Source organism: Stenotrophomonas sp. YJH_SMC_25 (assembly GCF_059369595.1).
On sequence record NZ_JCAFSV010000003.1, the window covers coordinates 68,427 to 81,855 of the forward strand.

A 13,429-nucleotide genomic window follows, 5' to 3' on the forward strand; every position below is an offset into this window, starting at 1 on the left:
CAGCAGCGGGGCGTGGATCATGCCTGCGGCTCCTGCAGCGAACCGTTGCGCAGCGCGCGCTGTTCGCGGCGGCGCGCCAGCCACTCGGAGAAGCGTTCCATGTACAGGTAGATCACCGGCGTCGTGTACAGCGTGACCAGCTGCGACAGCAGCAGGCCACCGACGATGGCGATGCCCAGCGGGCGCCGCAGCTCCGAGCCGATGCCGGTGCCCAGCGCCAGCGGCAGCGCGCCGAGCATTGCCGCGGCGGTGGTCATCATGATCGGGCGGAAGCGCAGCAGGCAGGCGCGGCGGATCGCTTCATGCGCGTTGGCACCGGCGCGACGCGCCTCGATCGCGAAGTCCACCATCATGATGCCGTTCTTCTTGACGATGCCGATCAGCAGCACGATGCCGACGATGCCGTCCACCGACAGGCTCAGCCCGCACAGCATCAGCGCCAGCAGCGCGCCGACGCCGGCCGGTGGCAGCGTGGAGATGATCGTGATCGGGTGGATGTAGCTCTCGTAGAGCACGCCGAGCACGATGTAGATCACCACCAGCGAGGCCAGCAGCAGCCACACCACATCGGTCTGGCTGCCGGTGAATTCGGCGGCCTTGCCGATGAACTCGGCATGCAGGTGTGCCGGCATGTCCAGGCTGTCCTTGGTCTCCTGGATCGCACGCACCGCTTCGGACAGCGAATAGCCCGGCGCCACGTTGAACGAGACCGTCACTGCCGGCAGCTGCTGCTGGTGGCTGACCACCAGCGGCGCACTGCTGACCTTGCCTTCGGCCAGCGCCGACAGCGGAATGATGTTGCCGGCGCCGACCGTGATGCCGGTGTTCTGCGCGCCGATGCCGGTGGCGGTGGACGAGTTGGACGAGGTGACCTGGCCGAAGCTGGTGGCATTGGTGCCGGTCAGCGCGCCGGCGCCGTTGGAAGCCACGGCCAGCTGTTCCATCAGCGCGGTGCTGGTACGGAACTCCGGCGCCACTTCCAGCACAACCCGATACTGGTTGAGTTCGGTGAAGATGGTCGAGATCTGGCGCTGGCCGAACGCATCGTAGAGCGTGTCGTCGATGGTCTGCATCGGCACGCCCAGCACACTGGCCTTGTCGCGGTCGATGTTCAGTTCAAGCGCGCGGCCCTGGTTGGACAGGTTGTTGTCCACGTCGGCCAGTTCCGGGCGCTTGCGCAGCGCTTCGGTCAGGCGCGTGGCCTGCGTGGCCACTTCGGCGCTGTCCACGTCCGACAGCGAGTACTGGTATTCGGTGGCGGCCACGCGGGTATCGAGGGTCACGTCCTGCACCGGTTTCAGGTACAGGGCCACGCCCGGAATACCGGCTACCGCCTTCTGCAGGCGCGGCAGGATCTCATCCAGGCCATCACGCTGGCTGCGCTCCTTCAGCACGATCGACAGCTGGCCCTGGTTGAGCGTGGGGTTCATGCTGCCGGCACCGATGAACGCCGACACGCCGGTCACGTCCGGATCCTGGCGCAGCGCTTCGGCAACCTGCCTTGTGCGCTGTTCCATCTGCGGGAAAGCGATGTTCTGGTCGGCCTGCACCACGCCGGTGATCAGGCCGGTGTCCTGCTCGGGCAGCAGCCCCTTGGGAATCAACACGTACAGCAGCACGGTCAATACCAGCGCGCCACCGGCCACGGCCAGGGTCAGGCGCTGGTGGCCCAGCACCCAGTCCAGGCTGTGCTCGTACAGGCCGACGGTGCGCGTCCACAGGTTCTGTTTGCCGGCCGCCGCTGCGCGCTCATGCGCATCCTCGCCCTCGGGCAGGGCATCGGGCTTGAGCAGGTAGGCGCACATCATCGGGGTCAGCGTCAGCGAGATCAGCATCGACAGCACCACGGCGATGCTCAGCACCCAGGCGAACTCGTGGAACAGGCGGCCGGTGACGCCAGGCATCAGCAGCAGCGGCAGGAACACCGCCACCAGCGAGACCGTCAGCGACAGCACGGTGAAGCCGATCTGGCGCGCGCCGATCTCGGCCGCTTCCTTGCCACTCTTGCCCTGCTCGATGTAACGCACGATGTTCTCGATCATCACGATCGCATCGTCGACCACGAAGCCGGTGGCCACCACCAGCGCCATCAGCGACAGGTTGTCCAGCGACATGCCGGCAAAGGCCATCACCGCGAAGGTGCCGGCCAGCGACAGCGGCACCGCCACCGAGGGAATGATCGTGGCCCACAGCCGGCGCAGGAACACGAAGATCACCGCCACCACCAGGCCGATGGTGAGGATCAGGGTGAACTGCACTTCGTGCACCGAGGCGCGGATGGTCTCGGTGCGGTCGTTGAAGATCTCCAGGTGCACGTCGGCCGGCAGCACGCCCTGCAGCTGCGGCAGGATCGCGCGGATGCGCTCGACGGTCTGCACGATGTTGGCGCCCGGCTGGCGGCGCACTTCCAGCAGCACCGCCGGCTTGCCATCGGCCCAGGCCGCCAGCTGGTCGTTCTCCACGCCGTCGACCACCTCGGCCACGTCGGACAGCCGCACCGGGCGGCCGTTCTTGTAGCTGATGATGGTGTCGCGGTACTCGGCGGCGCTGGCCAGCTGGTCGTTGGTGCCGATGCTGTAGGACTGGGTCTTGCCGTTCAACGAGCCCTTGGGCGCATTGACGTTGGCCTGGGTGAGCGCGCTGCGCAGCTGTTCCAGGGTCAGGCCCATGTTCGACAGCTGCGCCGGATTGACCTGGATGCGCACGGCCGGGCGCACGTTGCCGGCAATCGAGACCAGGCCGACGCCCTGCACCTGCGACAGGCGCTGGGCCAGGATCGAGTCGGCGTAATTGTTGACGTCGCGCAGCGGGCGCGTGTCAGAGGTCAGTTTCAGGGTGACGATGGCCGCGTCGGCCGGGTTCACCCGGTTGTAGACCGGCTGGTAGGGCAGCGACGAGGGCAGGGTGGCCTGGCGGATCGCCGCCTGCACGTCCTGCGCGGCGATGTCGATGTCGCGGTCCATCGAGAACTGCAGGATGATCGTGGACAAGCCAGCCGACGAGTCGGAGGTCATCAGCTCCAGCCCGGAAATCTGGCCGAACTGGCGCTCCAGTGGCGTGGTGACCAGCGAGGCCATGGTGGTGGCGTTTGCGCCTGGGTACTGGGTGGTGACCACCAGGCTGGGCGCATCGATTTCCGGCAGCGCCGACACCGGCAGCTTGCGGTAACCGAGGATGCCCAGCAGCAACAGGCCCGCCATCAACAGCGAGGTAGCGATCGGGCGGCGGATGAAGATCGTCGAAAAGCCCACGGACTGATCCTTGCTGGCACTTCAATGTCGGCGCCGGCGGGTCCGCCGGCGCGAGGGAGAACCGTGGCCTGCGCTCAGCGCGGACCGCCACCGCGACGGCCACCGCCGCCACCGTTCTTCTGTTCGGCCGCCTTCAGCTCGGCCTCGGTCGGTGCGGCCGGGGTTTCGCCCGGCTTCAGCGCGGTGACCTTGCTGCCCGGCTTCAGGCGGAACTGGCCTTCACTGACCACCCGCTCGCCGCCCTTCAGGCCTTCGGCGATCTGCACCTGGCTGTCGCCCACTTCCACGCCGCTGCGCACGGTCTGCATCTTCACCGTGTTGTCGCCCTGCACGACGTAGACGTACTCGCCATCCGGCCCACGCAGCACGGCCTGGGTCGGAATGACCACGCCGCCGGCAATCGTGCGCAGCTGCATGCGCACGTTGACGAACTGGCCCGGCCACAGGCCGTTGTCGGTGTTGTCGAACAGCGCGCGCGCCTTGAAGGTGCCGCTGTCGGCACTGATCAGGTTGTCGACCACGTCCAGCTTGCCGTCGCCGGACAGCACGTGCGAGTCGGCGCGGTCCAGTGCCGCCACCGGCACCGCGCCGGTGGCCTGCGCCTGGCGCACGTCGCCGAGCTGGCGTTCGGGCAGGTTGAACAGGACGTGGATCGGGTGGATCTGGGTCAGGGTGACCAGCGCGGTGCCGGCGTTGACCACGTTGCCCGCGTCGACCGCGCGGATGCCGGCGATGCCGGTGATCGGTGCGGTGACCCTGGTGTACTGCAGCTGCACCTGTGCCGAGCGCATGCTGGCCTCGTTCGCCGCGACTGCGCTTTCGTACTGTGCCACTTGGTTTCGCTGTGTATCCAGATCGGTCTTGGCGACGAACTGGCGGTACTCCGGCGCATTGGAGCGCTGGTAGTTGGAGCGCGCGGTGGCCAGCAGCGCCTCGTTCTGGCGCTTGGCTGCCGCGGCCTGGTCATAGCTGGCCTGGGCGGTGCGTGGATCGATCACTGCCAGCACGTCGCCCTTCTTCACTTCCTGGCCTTCGCGGAAGTTCAGGCTCATCAGCTGGCCACCGACCTGCGGGCTGACGGTGACGGTGTTCATTGCCGTCACGGTACCCAGTGCGCTGGCATACACCGGTACGTCCTGGTGCGTGGCCTCGACCACGGTCACCGGCACCGGGCCGGCATCCGGGTCTTCGCCACCCTGGCGCGCTCCCGCTGCCGGCTTTCCAGCCTTGTCCTTGCCCCCGCCGATGACGCGCAGGCCGACCACGGCCAGCACCAGAACCGCCACGACCAGCAGCACGATCTTCCAAACACGTGACATTACGAGGACTCCAAGAGGGCTGGACGGGGCGCGGCCCCGGTTGGCAATGCGCAAAGCATACCTGTGCCACATCACGTTTCCTGCATGACGGATGGGACGGGCGCTAAGACCGGATCCGGCCGCGGAGGTTCCCGTGGCGGCGGTGTTGCCCTACATTCAGCTGGACCCCTCTTGCTGTGGAGATTGCGATGCGCCGTTCGCTGCTGCTGTCCGCCCTGCTGCTGGCCCTGCCGGCCGTTGCCCACGCCCAGGACGGGCAACGCCCCGAAGTGACCGCCGCTGCCCAGCGCCTGCAGGCCAAGGTGGTTGAATGGCGCCGCGACTTCCATCAGCACCCGGAACTGTCCAACCGCGAGGTGCGCACCTCGGCCGAGGTCGCCAAGCGCCTGCGTGCGATGGGCTTGAAGCCGAAGACCGGCATCGCCCACCACGGCGTGGTGGCGATCATCGAAGGCGGCAAGCCCGGCCCGAAGATCGCGCTGCGTGCGGACATGGACGCGCTGCCGGTGACCGAGCAGACCGGGCTGCCGTTCGCCTCCAAGGCCACCGACCAGTACCGCGGCCAGACCGTGGGCGTGATGCATGCCTGCGGCCATGACGCGCACACCGCTACCCTGCTGGGCGTGGCCGAAGCGCTGGTGTCGATGAAGAAGGACCTGCCGGGCCAGGTGATGCTGATCTTCCAGCCGGCCGAGGAAGGCGCACCGCCGCCGGAAGAGGGCGGTGCCGCGCTGATGCTGAAGGAAGGCCTGTTCGCCGACTTCAAGCCGGAGGCGGTGTTTGGACTGCATGTGTTCTCCAGCGTGCAGGCCGGCCAGATCGCGGTGCGCGGTGGCCCATTGATGGCCGCCTCGGATCGTTTCGGGATCAAGGTGATCGGTCGCCAGACGCACGGCTCGGCACCGTGGAACGGTGTCGACCCGATCGTGGCCACCGCCGATCTGGTCGGCACCGCGCAGACCATCGTCAGCCGCCGCGCCAACCTGTCCAAGCAACCGGCGGTGCTGACCTTCGGTGCGATCAACGGCGGCATCCGCTACAACATCATTCCGGACGAGGTGGAGATGGTCGGCACCATCCGCACCTTCGACGAGGGCATGCGCCAGCAGATCTTCGCCGACCTGCGCAACGTCGCCGAGCACACCGCCGCCGCGCACGGTGCGAAGGCGGTGACCGACATCTACGAATCGGAAGGCAACCCGGCCACGGTGAACGACCCGGCGCTGACCGCGAAGATGCTGCCGAGCCTGCAGGCGGTGGTGGGCAAGGACAACGTGTACGAGCCACCGCTGCAGATGGGCGCGGAGGATTTCTCGCTGTACGCGAAGGAAGTGCCGGGGATGTTCTTCTTCGTTGGTTCCACCAGCGTGGGCATCGACCCGGCGACGGCGCCCGCCAATCATTCGCCGAAGTTCCTGCTGGATGAGAAGGCGCTGGATGTCGGACTGCGCGCGCTGCTGCAGGTGAGCCTGGATTACCTGCACGGTGCCGGCACTCCGGCGGGGTGAGGGTTTCCGGCAGGGCTTGCAGCCCTGCACCCGCTTGGATCAACGGCAACGTCAACGTCAAAAGCGGGCATTCCGTGGGATGGCGGGGTGGGTCCGGTTGAGGGGGACGCCGTAAACCCGTCCATGGGGGCTTGGCCGCGGCATCCATGCCGCGGACACCCCCTCAACCGGACCCACCCCGCCTTCGACAGTTTCCCGCGGCTGTTGGTGCCCGCTGCTGTTGGTGGGTGCCGACCGTTGGTCGGCACGGCAGGCGTCATGAATGTCTGAAGGATCGGCTTCTGATTTTGATTTTCCTGATCTTTCCCGTGGTGGTGGTGGCGCGCAAGGAACTGTCGGGGGCCGGGTGGGTGGGGGGGGCGGGGGTGTCCGCGGCATGGATGCCGCGGCCAAGCCCCCAAGGACGGGTTTACGGCGTCCCCCGACCCGCCTACCCACCCGGCCAAGCCGATAGACCGCCTTCCACGACCAACCAACAAAACCACCACGGAGGGGCTCCGCCGTTGGCCGGCCCGGCCGAAGGCACGCCGTCCGCGCGATACAATGACCCCCATGAACACCCCACAGGATTCCAGCCTCGGTCGCGAGGTCAGTTACCCGTCGCAGTACGATCCCGGCCTGCTGTTTCCCATCCCCCGCAGCGGCGCCCGCGCCGAGATCGGCCTCGATGACGCCGCGCTGCCGTTCGTCGGCCATGACCGCTGGCACGCCTTCGAGCTGAGCTGGCTCGACCCGCGTGGCAAGCCGCAGGTGGCCGTGGCCACCGTGCAGGTGCCGTGCACCTCGCCGCGGCTGATCGAATCGAAGTCGTTCAAGCTGTACCTCAACTCCCTCAACAGCACCCGCATCGACAGCGCCGAGGCACTGCGCGCGCGCATCGTGGCGGATCTGTCGGATTGTGCCGGTGCGCCGGTCCAGGTCGAGTTCGGGCTGCCGGGCCTGCGCGAGACGCCGCTCGGTGAATCCATCGACGGGCTGGAGCTGGAGATCGACTGCTACGGCCCGCCGCAGGCGGACTTTCTCTCGGCCAATGCCGGTGAGGTGGTGGAGGAGACCCTGGTCTCGGCACTGCTGAAGTCCAACTGCCCGGTCACCGGCCAGCCGGACTGGGCGACGGTCAGCCTGCGTTACCGCGGGCCGAAGATCGATCGTGCCGGCCTGCTGCGCTATCTGGTGAGCTACCGCGAGCACGCCGAGTTCCACGAGCAGTGCGTTGAGCGGATCTTCAGCGAGGTGTCTGCGCGCTGCCAGCCGCAATGGCTGGAAGTGGAGGCGCGCTATACCCGCCGTGGTGGCCTGGACATCAACCCGTGGCGCGCCAGTCCCGGCATTGCCGCCCCGGCCGCGACCTACCGCGAACTGCGCCAGTAACCGCCGCAGGCGGTTGCCCGTTGTGCCGGGCCATGCCCGGCGAACACCGGCCAGCGGCCGGCACTACCATGATTCGCAGGCGGTTACGGGTAGTGCCGGCCGCTGGCCGGCAATCGGCCAAGGCCGGATCCCCCTGGCACAGCCGGCCAGCGGCCGGCACTACCGGGCACCGTCTCTCCCGATTGTTCAGCCGCCCCCCGGGGCGGCTTCACATCTGCACCATCCCCATTTAACAACCGCCATGGCACCGTGCGAGCCACGTAGTCATGCAGACGGGAGTTGTGGATGAGTACCGAGAAGAAAGCCGATTTCTCCGGCGTCAGCGCCAGCGTCGACAGTACCGCCGAGCAGGTGCCGAAGGCGGACTTCTCCGGCGTGAGCGCTTCGGTGGACAGCACCGCCGAGATCGTCAGCGGCGGCACCTATACCGTGCAGAAGGGTGACTCGCTGTCGAAGATCGCCAAGCAGCATCTGGGCGACGCCAACGCCTGGAAGAAGATCTTCGAAGCCAATCGCGATGTGCTTGACGACCCGGACAAGATCTTCCCGGGCCAGACCCTGAAACTGCCGCCGAAGTAAGCCGGCGATCAAACGCCGTCCGACAATCCCTGGGAGGAACCCCGAATGATCAAGACCACCCCGCTCCAGACCGCCCTGATCGCCGCCCTGTTGGGCAGCGTTGCCTTGGTCGGTTGCAAGAAGAAGGAAGAGTCGACCGACACCAACGCCGCTCCGGCCGCCACGGCTCCGGCCGAGCCGGCAGCGCCGGCACCGATGACCGGTGCACCGCCGCCGATGGCGGAAGCTGCCGCGGTCAGCGTTTCCACCGTCACCGTGGGCAAGACCGCTGCCGCCGACAAATCGGTCGCCCCGGCTGCACTGTTCTCGCCGAAGGATGATGTCATCGTCTCGGTCAAGACCGATGGCGCCGCCAACAACGTCAATGTCGGTGCCAAGCTGACCTTCCAGGACGGCCAGGTGGCCGGCGAACAGACCGCGACCCTGAATGCCAGCGGCGCGGAGACCACCAACGTCACGTTCAAGAATGCAAAGGGCTGGCCGGCCGGCAAGTACCGCGCCGAGGTCACGGTCGATGGCAAGGCGGCTGGAACGCCGCAGGAGTTCGAGGTCAAGTAAGTCCTGCCGACTCTCTCCCGGCAGGACTCACGATGGACGCAGCCGCAAGGCTGCGTCCTTTTTTATTGGCCGGTGGCTGGCTTCATCCATGCATGGCGTGGATCCACTGACGGCGGCGTTCGCGCAGATCCACGCCGTGCGTGGATGGATCACAGCGTTGCCGCCGTGCAGTACCGCCGCGTATGGCGCCGCTTTGCCCCGCGCGGCTGAAAACGCGACAATGCAGGGGTTTCCCCGCCGCGCGCCCACCCTGACGGCGACGGGGGAAAGCGACACGGTTGCACGTGGCCCGGCGCTGGCGCCGGCCTTCCCCTGAGCATTGCTACAGAGTCCAAGTCCCCCATGTCCAAGATCCTCTACACGCTGACCGACGAAGCACCGTTCCTGGCGACCCAGTCGCTGCTGCCGATCGTCGACGCCTACACCGCCACTGCCGGCATCGTGGTGGAAACCCGTGACATCTCGCTGTCCGGCCGCATCCTGTCGCAGTTCCCGGAACTGCTGTCCGACGCGCAGAAGGTCAGCGACGACCTGGCCGAGCTGGGCCAGCTGGCGACCACCCCGGACGCCAACATCATCAAGCTGCCGAACATCTCCGCCTCGGTGCCGCAGTTGAAGGCGGCCATCAAGGAACTGCAGGACCAGGGCTATCCGCTGCCGGATTACCCGGAAACCCCGGCCGACGACCAGCAGCGCGACTACAAGGCGCGCTACGACAAGGTCAAGGGCAGTGCGGTGAACCCGGTTCTGCGCGAAGGCAACTCCGACCGTCGTGCACCGCTGTCGGTGAAGAACTACGCGCGCAAGCACCCACACCGCATGGGCGCCTGGGCGTCGGATTCGAAGTCGCACGTCGCGCACATGGCCGCCGGCGATTTCTACGGCAGCGAGAAGTCGGCCACCCTGGCCAACGCCGGTGCGCTGAAGATCACCTTCCACGGCAAGGACGGCAGCGCCGTCGTGCTGAAGGAAAAGACCACGGTCAAGGCCGGCGAGATCGTCGATGCCGCCGTCATGAGCCGCAAGGCGCTGGCCGCGTTCATCGGTGAGCAGATCGCCGATGCCAAGGCCCAGGGCGTGCTGTTCTCGCTGCACCTGAAGGCGACCATGATGAAGGTCTCCGACCCGATCATGTTCGGCGTGGCGGTCAACGAGTTCTACAAGGACGTGCTGGCCAAGCACGCCGACGTGCTCAAGCAGGCCGGTTTCGATGCCAACAACGGCATCGGTGACCTGGCCGCGCGCCTGCCGTCGCTGCCGGAAGCCACCCGCGCCGCGATCGAAGCGGACCTGGCCGCCGAGTACGCGCAGCGTCCGGGCGTGGCCATGGTCAATTCGGACAAGGGCATCACCAACCTGCACGTGCCGAGCGACGTGATCGTCGACGCCTCGATGCCGGCGATGATCCGCGACTCGGGCAAGATGTGGAACGCCGAAGGCAAGCTGCAGGACACCAAGGCGGTCATTCCGGACCGCTGCTACGCCGGCGTGTACCAGGCCGTCATCGACGACTGCAAGGCGCACGGCGCCTTCGACCCGGCCACCATGGGCTCGGTGCCGAACGTCGGCCTGATGGCGCAGAAGGCCGAAGAGTACGGTTCGCACGACAAGACCTTCCAGATTGCTGCCGACGGCGTGGTCAAGGTCACCGACGATGCCGGCAACGTGGTGTTCGAACACGCCGTGGAAGCCGGTGACATCTGGCGCATGTGCCAGACCAAGGACGCGCCGATCCAGGACTGGGTCAAGCTGGCCGTCGAACGCGCCCGCCTGAGCAGCACCCCGGCCGTGTTCTGGCTGGATGCCGCCCGCGCCCACGACGCGCAGGTCATCGCCAAGGTCGAGCAGTACCTGAAGAACCACGACACCACCGGCCTGGACATCCGCATCCTGCCGCCGGTGGAAGCCACCGCGTTCTCGCTGGACCGCATCCGCAAGGGCGAGGACACCATCTCGGTGACCGGCAACGTGCTGCGCGACTACCTGACCGACCTGTTCCCGATCATGGAGCTGGGCACCAGCGCCAAGATGCTGTCGATCGTGCCGCTGATGGCCGGTGGCGGCCTGTTCGAGACCGGCGCCGGTGGTTCGGCCCCGAAGCACGTGCAGCAGTTCGTCGAAGAGGACTACCTGCGCTGGGATTCGCTGGGTGAGTTCCTGGCCCTGGCCGCGTCGCTGGAACACCTGGGCAACCGCTACGACAACGCCGCCGCCCGCGTGCTGGCCAAGGCGCTGGACGAAGCCAACGGCCAGTTCCTGGACAACGACAAGTCGCCGTCGCGCAAGCTGGGTGGCATCGACAACCGTGGCAGCCACTTCTACATCGCGCTGTACTGGGCGCAGGCGCTGGCCGCACAGGACGAAGATGCGGCACTGAAGGCACGCTTCGCACCGCTGGCCAAGGCACTGACCGACAACGAGCAGAAGATCGTCGAAGAGCTGATCGCGGTGCAGGGCAAGGCCGTGGACATCGGCGGCTACTACCGCCCGGACGTCGCCAAGGCGAGCAAGGCGATGCGCCCGAGCGCGACCTTCAACGCCGCGCTGGAGCAGCTGCGCGGCTGATCCATCGCCGTTCGGTCGTGACACCGGAACCCGCGCTTCGGCGCGGGTTTCTTTTGGGCTCCGGGTCAGAACCCTTTTGCCATGCAAAAGGGATCTCACCCCATTCGACCCGCGTCCAGAACCGTGATTCCCGTCGGCTGTCGGAATGTCGTCAACGAGGCATGAAACTTGCCCGCGATGGCCGTCGCAGAACTGATCGGACACCGTCTGCAACCGCCCTCGATCTGAGCAGTCGATCACGACGGCTGCCGCTGGCGATGCCCTAGCCTTGGCGACGCGAGGCCACCGGGGAGGTGGCCGCACGGGGAACACGGATGGCACGCGTGCTGGTAGTGGGAACCGACATCCAGGGTGAGCAGGCCCTGCTGCAGCGGCTGCGCGTGGCATCGGCCCTGCCGGACGGCCAGATCCGCCGCAGCCAGGACCTGGATGATTGCGACCTGCTGGTCATCCGCGATACGCCGGCGCTGCGCAACGCGGCCCTGCGCATGCGCCAGCAGCGTCCGCGACTGCAGTGCTGGATCGAAGACATCGGCGGCCAGCTGCGTGATGGCGACGGGCACCAGGACGTGCTTGACGATGGTGCCATCGGCCGCGCGCTGCGCCGCATGCAGTTGGCAGTGGAGCCCTTGGCCATGCACGCACCCGCACCGATCCGCCTGGCTGATGGTGCGCATGCCATCACCCGTCTGCTGCGCGAGCGGCTGCCGCTGCGACAGGGCCAGGCCCTGTTGAGTGATGCGGGCGAGCCTCTGCTGCTGATGGACCTGGAGCATGACCAGGCCGTGCTGCTGCAGGAACCGGCTACGGCCCTGGTGGAGCGTTTGGCCGATGCCTTCGAACGCCTGCAGCTGGATGCGCTGACACCCGCACGCCTGCATGGCCTGGCCGGCGAGCGGCCACGCCAGCCACTGCGGCCGCTGCTGTGGCAATGGGCGCAACGCAGCCGCCATTGGCAGGCACTGGACGAACGCCTGCGCGGTGCTTCGGTAAAGCTGCTGCGCTGGCCCGATTTCCGTGTGCTGGGCCATGACCATGATGGCTTCCGCCTGTGCTCGCTGCTGCTCAAGCGCGCGTGCACGGTGGACGAGTGCGCGATGTTGCTTGATCTGCCGCCTGCGGCCGTGCGCGATTTCATCCATGCCGCTTACCTGTGCGGTTACGCGCAGCTGCAGGCAGCACCGGCGGTACCGCTGCCGGAACGCGCTGCCGGCGCTGACAACGGCCTGCTCGCCCGCCTGTGGCGTCACCTGCGTGGGAGCGAACGCAATGCGTGAGCACAAGGTGGTGGTGCTGGGTGGCATGGGCAGTGGCAAGTCGACCCTGGTGCGCAGCATCGCGGCCGGCGCGGTGGTCGACACCGACGTGGCCAACAGCGACCGCCTCGGTGCCGACAAGGCCTCCACCACCGTCGCCCTGGACTATGCAGATATCGACCTGCCCAATGGCGAGCGGCTGCGCCTGTATGGCACGCCGGGACAGCAGCGTTTCGATTTCCTCTGGCCGATCCTGCTGCAGGGCGCCCGCGGCGCCGTGCTGCTGCTGGATGCGCGGCGCGCGGGCGTGGTTGCCGAACTGGAGGATTATCTGCAGGTGTTGCGGCCGTTCGCATCGTCATTGGCGCTGGTGGTGGCCGTCACCCATCTCGACCAGGCACCGCACGCCGCGCTGGATGACTGGGCCGCCCTTGCCTGCCTTGATGACCAGCCGCTGCCGCTACTGGCCGTGGATACCCGCGACCGCGAACAGGGATTGCTGCTGATGGATGTATTGATGGGCGAGATGGAAGCGCACGCACTGGTGGCCGCGCATGGCTGACGGACAGGTGGCGCTACTGCCCGACGCCGGCCAGCGTGAGCGCCTGCAGCCCTTGCTGCGAGACCTGCAGCAGCGGGTGGAAGGCATACGCACGGTGGTGCTGGCCAGTGTGGATGGCTTCGCCCTGGTCAGTGCCGGTGCCGAAGGGCGCGGTGAACGCCTGGCAGCGATGACCAGCGCGATGCTGGCGCTGGCTGCAGCAGTGGGGCGCGAACTGGTGCTTGGGGATCTGCAGACGCTGATGCTGGAAGCCGCGGGCGGCAAGGTGCTGATGCTGGCGATCCAGGCCGAGGGGCGCGTGCCGTTGCTGCTGATGGCGGCCTGCGACCAGCGAAGCGTGATCGGCCAGGTGCTGTGGCAGAGCAGGGAATGTGGCCAGGCGATCCTGGCCGAACTCGGCGGATCGTGAGCCCGGCCGCAGGGGAACGAGGGGCTCGAACCAACACCGACAAGGGGTGCG

At 67.4% G+C, this 13,429-nt stretch carries 10 protein-coding genes; 8 read left to right on the forward strand and 2 right to left on the reverse strand.

Annotation, left to right across the window (positions count from 1 at the left end):
* Positions 1-17 precede the first annotated feature (17 nt).
* Positions 18-3,251: an efflux RND transporter permease subunit gene (locus AC5P7E_RS05070; RefSeq protein ID WP_005414680.1), complete on the reverse strand. Its 3,234-nt coding sequence runs from the start codon at positions 3,249-3,251 to the stop codon at positions 18-20.
* Positions 3,252-3,325: 74 nt separating this feature from the next.
* Complete coding sequence (locus AC5P7E_RS05075; RefSeq protein ID WP_005414679.1) at positions 3,326-4,570, reverse strand: efflux RND transporter periplasmic adaptor subunit; 1,245 nt, start codon at positions 4,568-4,570, stop codon at positions 3,326-3,328.
* A gap of 188 nt (positions 4,571-4,758) precedes the next feature.
* Here AC5P7E_RS05075 and AC5P7E_RS05080 point away from each other — a divergent pair, with 188 nt between their 5' ends.
* The 8 genes from AC5P7E_RS05080 to AC5P7E_RS05115 all read left to right on the forward strand — a co-directional run bounded on the left by AC5P7E_RS05080 (position 4,759) and on the right by AC5P7E_RS05115 (position 13,378).
* A complete protein-coding gene (locus AC5P7E_RS05080) occupies positions 4,759-6,078 on the forward strand; it encodes a M20 family metallopeptidase (protein WP_005414678.1) in 1,320 nt (439 codons plus the stop codon).
* A gap of 552 nt (positions 6,079-6,630) precedes the next feature.
* Positions 6,631-7,449 carry an NADPH-dependent 7-cyano-7-deazaguanine reductase QueF gene (queF, locus tag AC5P7E_RS05085; RefSeq protein WP_012481425.1) on the forward strand — a complete coding sequence of 273 codons (819 nt, stop codon included), beginning with the start codon at positions 6,631-6,633 and terminating at the stop codon, positions 7,447-7,449.
* Positions 7,450-7,734: 285 nt separating this feature from the next.
* On the forward strand, positions 7,735-8,028 hold the full coding sequence (locus AC5P7E_RS05090; RefSeq protein ID WP_005411287.1) for a LysM peptidoglycan-binding domain-containing protein: 294 nt from the start codon (positions 7,735-7,737) through the stop codon (positions 8,026-8,028).
* Between the two features lie 45 nt (positions 8,029-8,073).
* Positions 8,074-8,586 (forward strand): hypothetical protein, encoded by a 513-nt coding sequence (locus AC5P7E_RS05095; protein WP_005411286.1) that lies wholly within the window; start codon positions 8,074-8,076, stop codon positions 8,584-8,586.
* A 342-nt stretch (positions 8,587-8,928) separates the two neighbouring features.
* A complete protein-coding gene (locus AC5P7E_RS05100) occupies positions 8,929-11,151 on the forward strand; it encodes an NADP-dependent isocitrate dehydrogenase (protein ID WP_005414674.1) in 2,223 nt (740 codons plus the stop codon).
* Between the two features lie 314 nt (positions 11,152-11,465).
* Positions 11,466-12,428, forward strand: a complete 963-nt coding sequence (locus tag AC5P7E_RS05105) for a hypothetical protein (RefSeq protein WP_049418055.1) — start codon at positions 11,466-11,468, stop codon at positions 12,426-12,428.
* Entirely contained in the window at positions 12,421-12,969 is a 549-nt protein-coding gene (locus AC5P7E_RS05110) for a GTP-binding protein (RefSeq protein WP_049418054.1), read from the forward strand. Before AC5P7E_RS05105 ends, AC5P7E_RS05110 begins: the two co-directional genes overlap by 8 nt.
* On the forward strand, positions 12,962-13,378 hold the full coding sequence (locus tag AC5P7E_RS05115) for a roadblock/LC7 domain-containing protein (protein WP_005411281.1): 417 nt from the start codon (positions 12,962-12,964) through the stop codon (positions 13,376-13,378). The genes AC5P7E_RS05110 and AC5P7E_RS05115 overlap by 8 nt, the downstream gene beginning before the upstream one ends.
* The last annotated feature ends 51 nt before the right edge of the window (positions 13,379-13,429 follow it).

Bases quoted from the DNA above. Each gene is read 5' to 3' on its own strand.
- AC5P7E_RS05115 (WP_005411281.1), top strand. From the start codon at position 12,962: ATGGCTGACGGACAGGTGGCGCTACTGCCCGACGCCGGCCAGCGTGAG.
- AC5P7E_RS05110 (WP_049418054.1), top strand. From the start codon at position 12,421: ATGCGTGAGCACAAGGTGGTGGTGCTGGGTGGCATGGGCAGTGGCAAG.
- AC5P7E_RS05105 (WP_049418055.1), top strand. From the start codon at position 11,466: ATGGCACGCGTGCTGGTAGTGGGAACCGACATCCAGGGTGAGCAGGCC.
- queF (WP_012481425.1), top strand. From the start codon at position 6,631: ATGAACACCCCACAGGATTCCAGCCTCGGTCGCGAGGTCAGTTACCCG.
- AC5P7E_RS05090 (WP_005411287.1), top strand. From the start codon at position 7,735: ATGAGTACCGAGAAGAAAGCCGATTTCTCCGGCGTCAGCGCCAGCGTC.
- AC5P7E_RS05100 (WP_005414674.1), top strand. From the start codon at position 8,929: ATGTCCAAGATCCTCTACACGCTGACCGACGAAGCACCGTTCCTGGCG.
- AC5P7E_RS05080 (WP_005414678.1), top strand. From the start codon at position 4,759: ATGCGCCGTTCGCTGCTGCTGTCCGCCCTGCTGCTGGCCCTGCCGGCC.
- AC5P7E_RS05095 (WP_005411286.1), top strand. From the start codon at position 8,074: ATGATCAAGACCACCCCGCTCCAGACCGCCCTGATCGCCGCCCTGTTG.
- AC5P7E_RS05075 (WP_005414679.1), bottom strand. From the start codon at position 4,570: ATGTCACGTGTTTGGAAGATCGTGCTGCTGGTCGTGGCGGTTCTGGTG.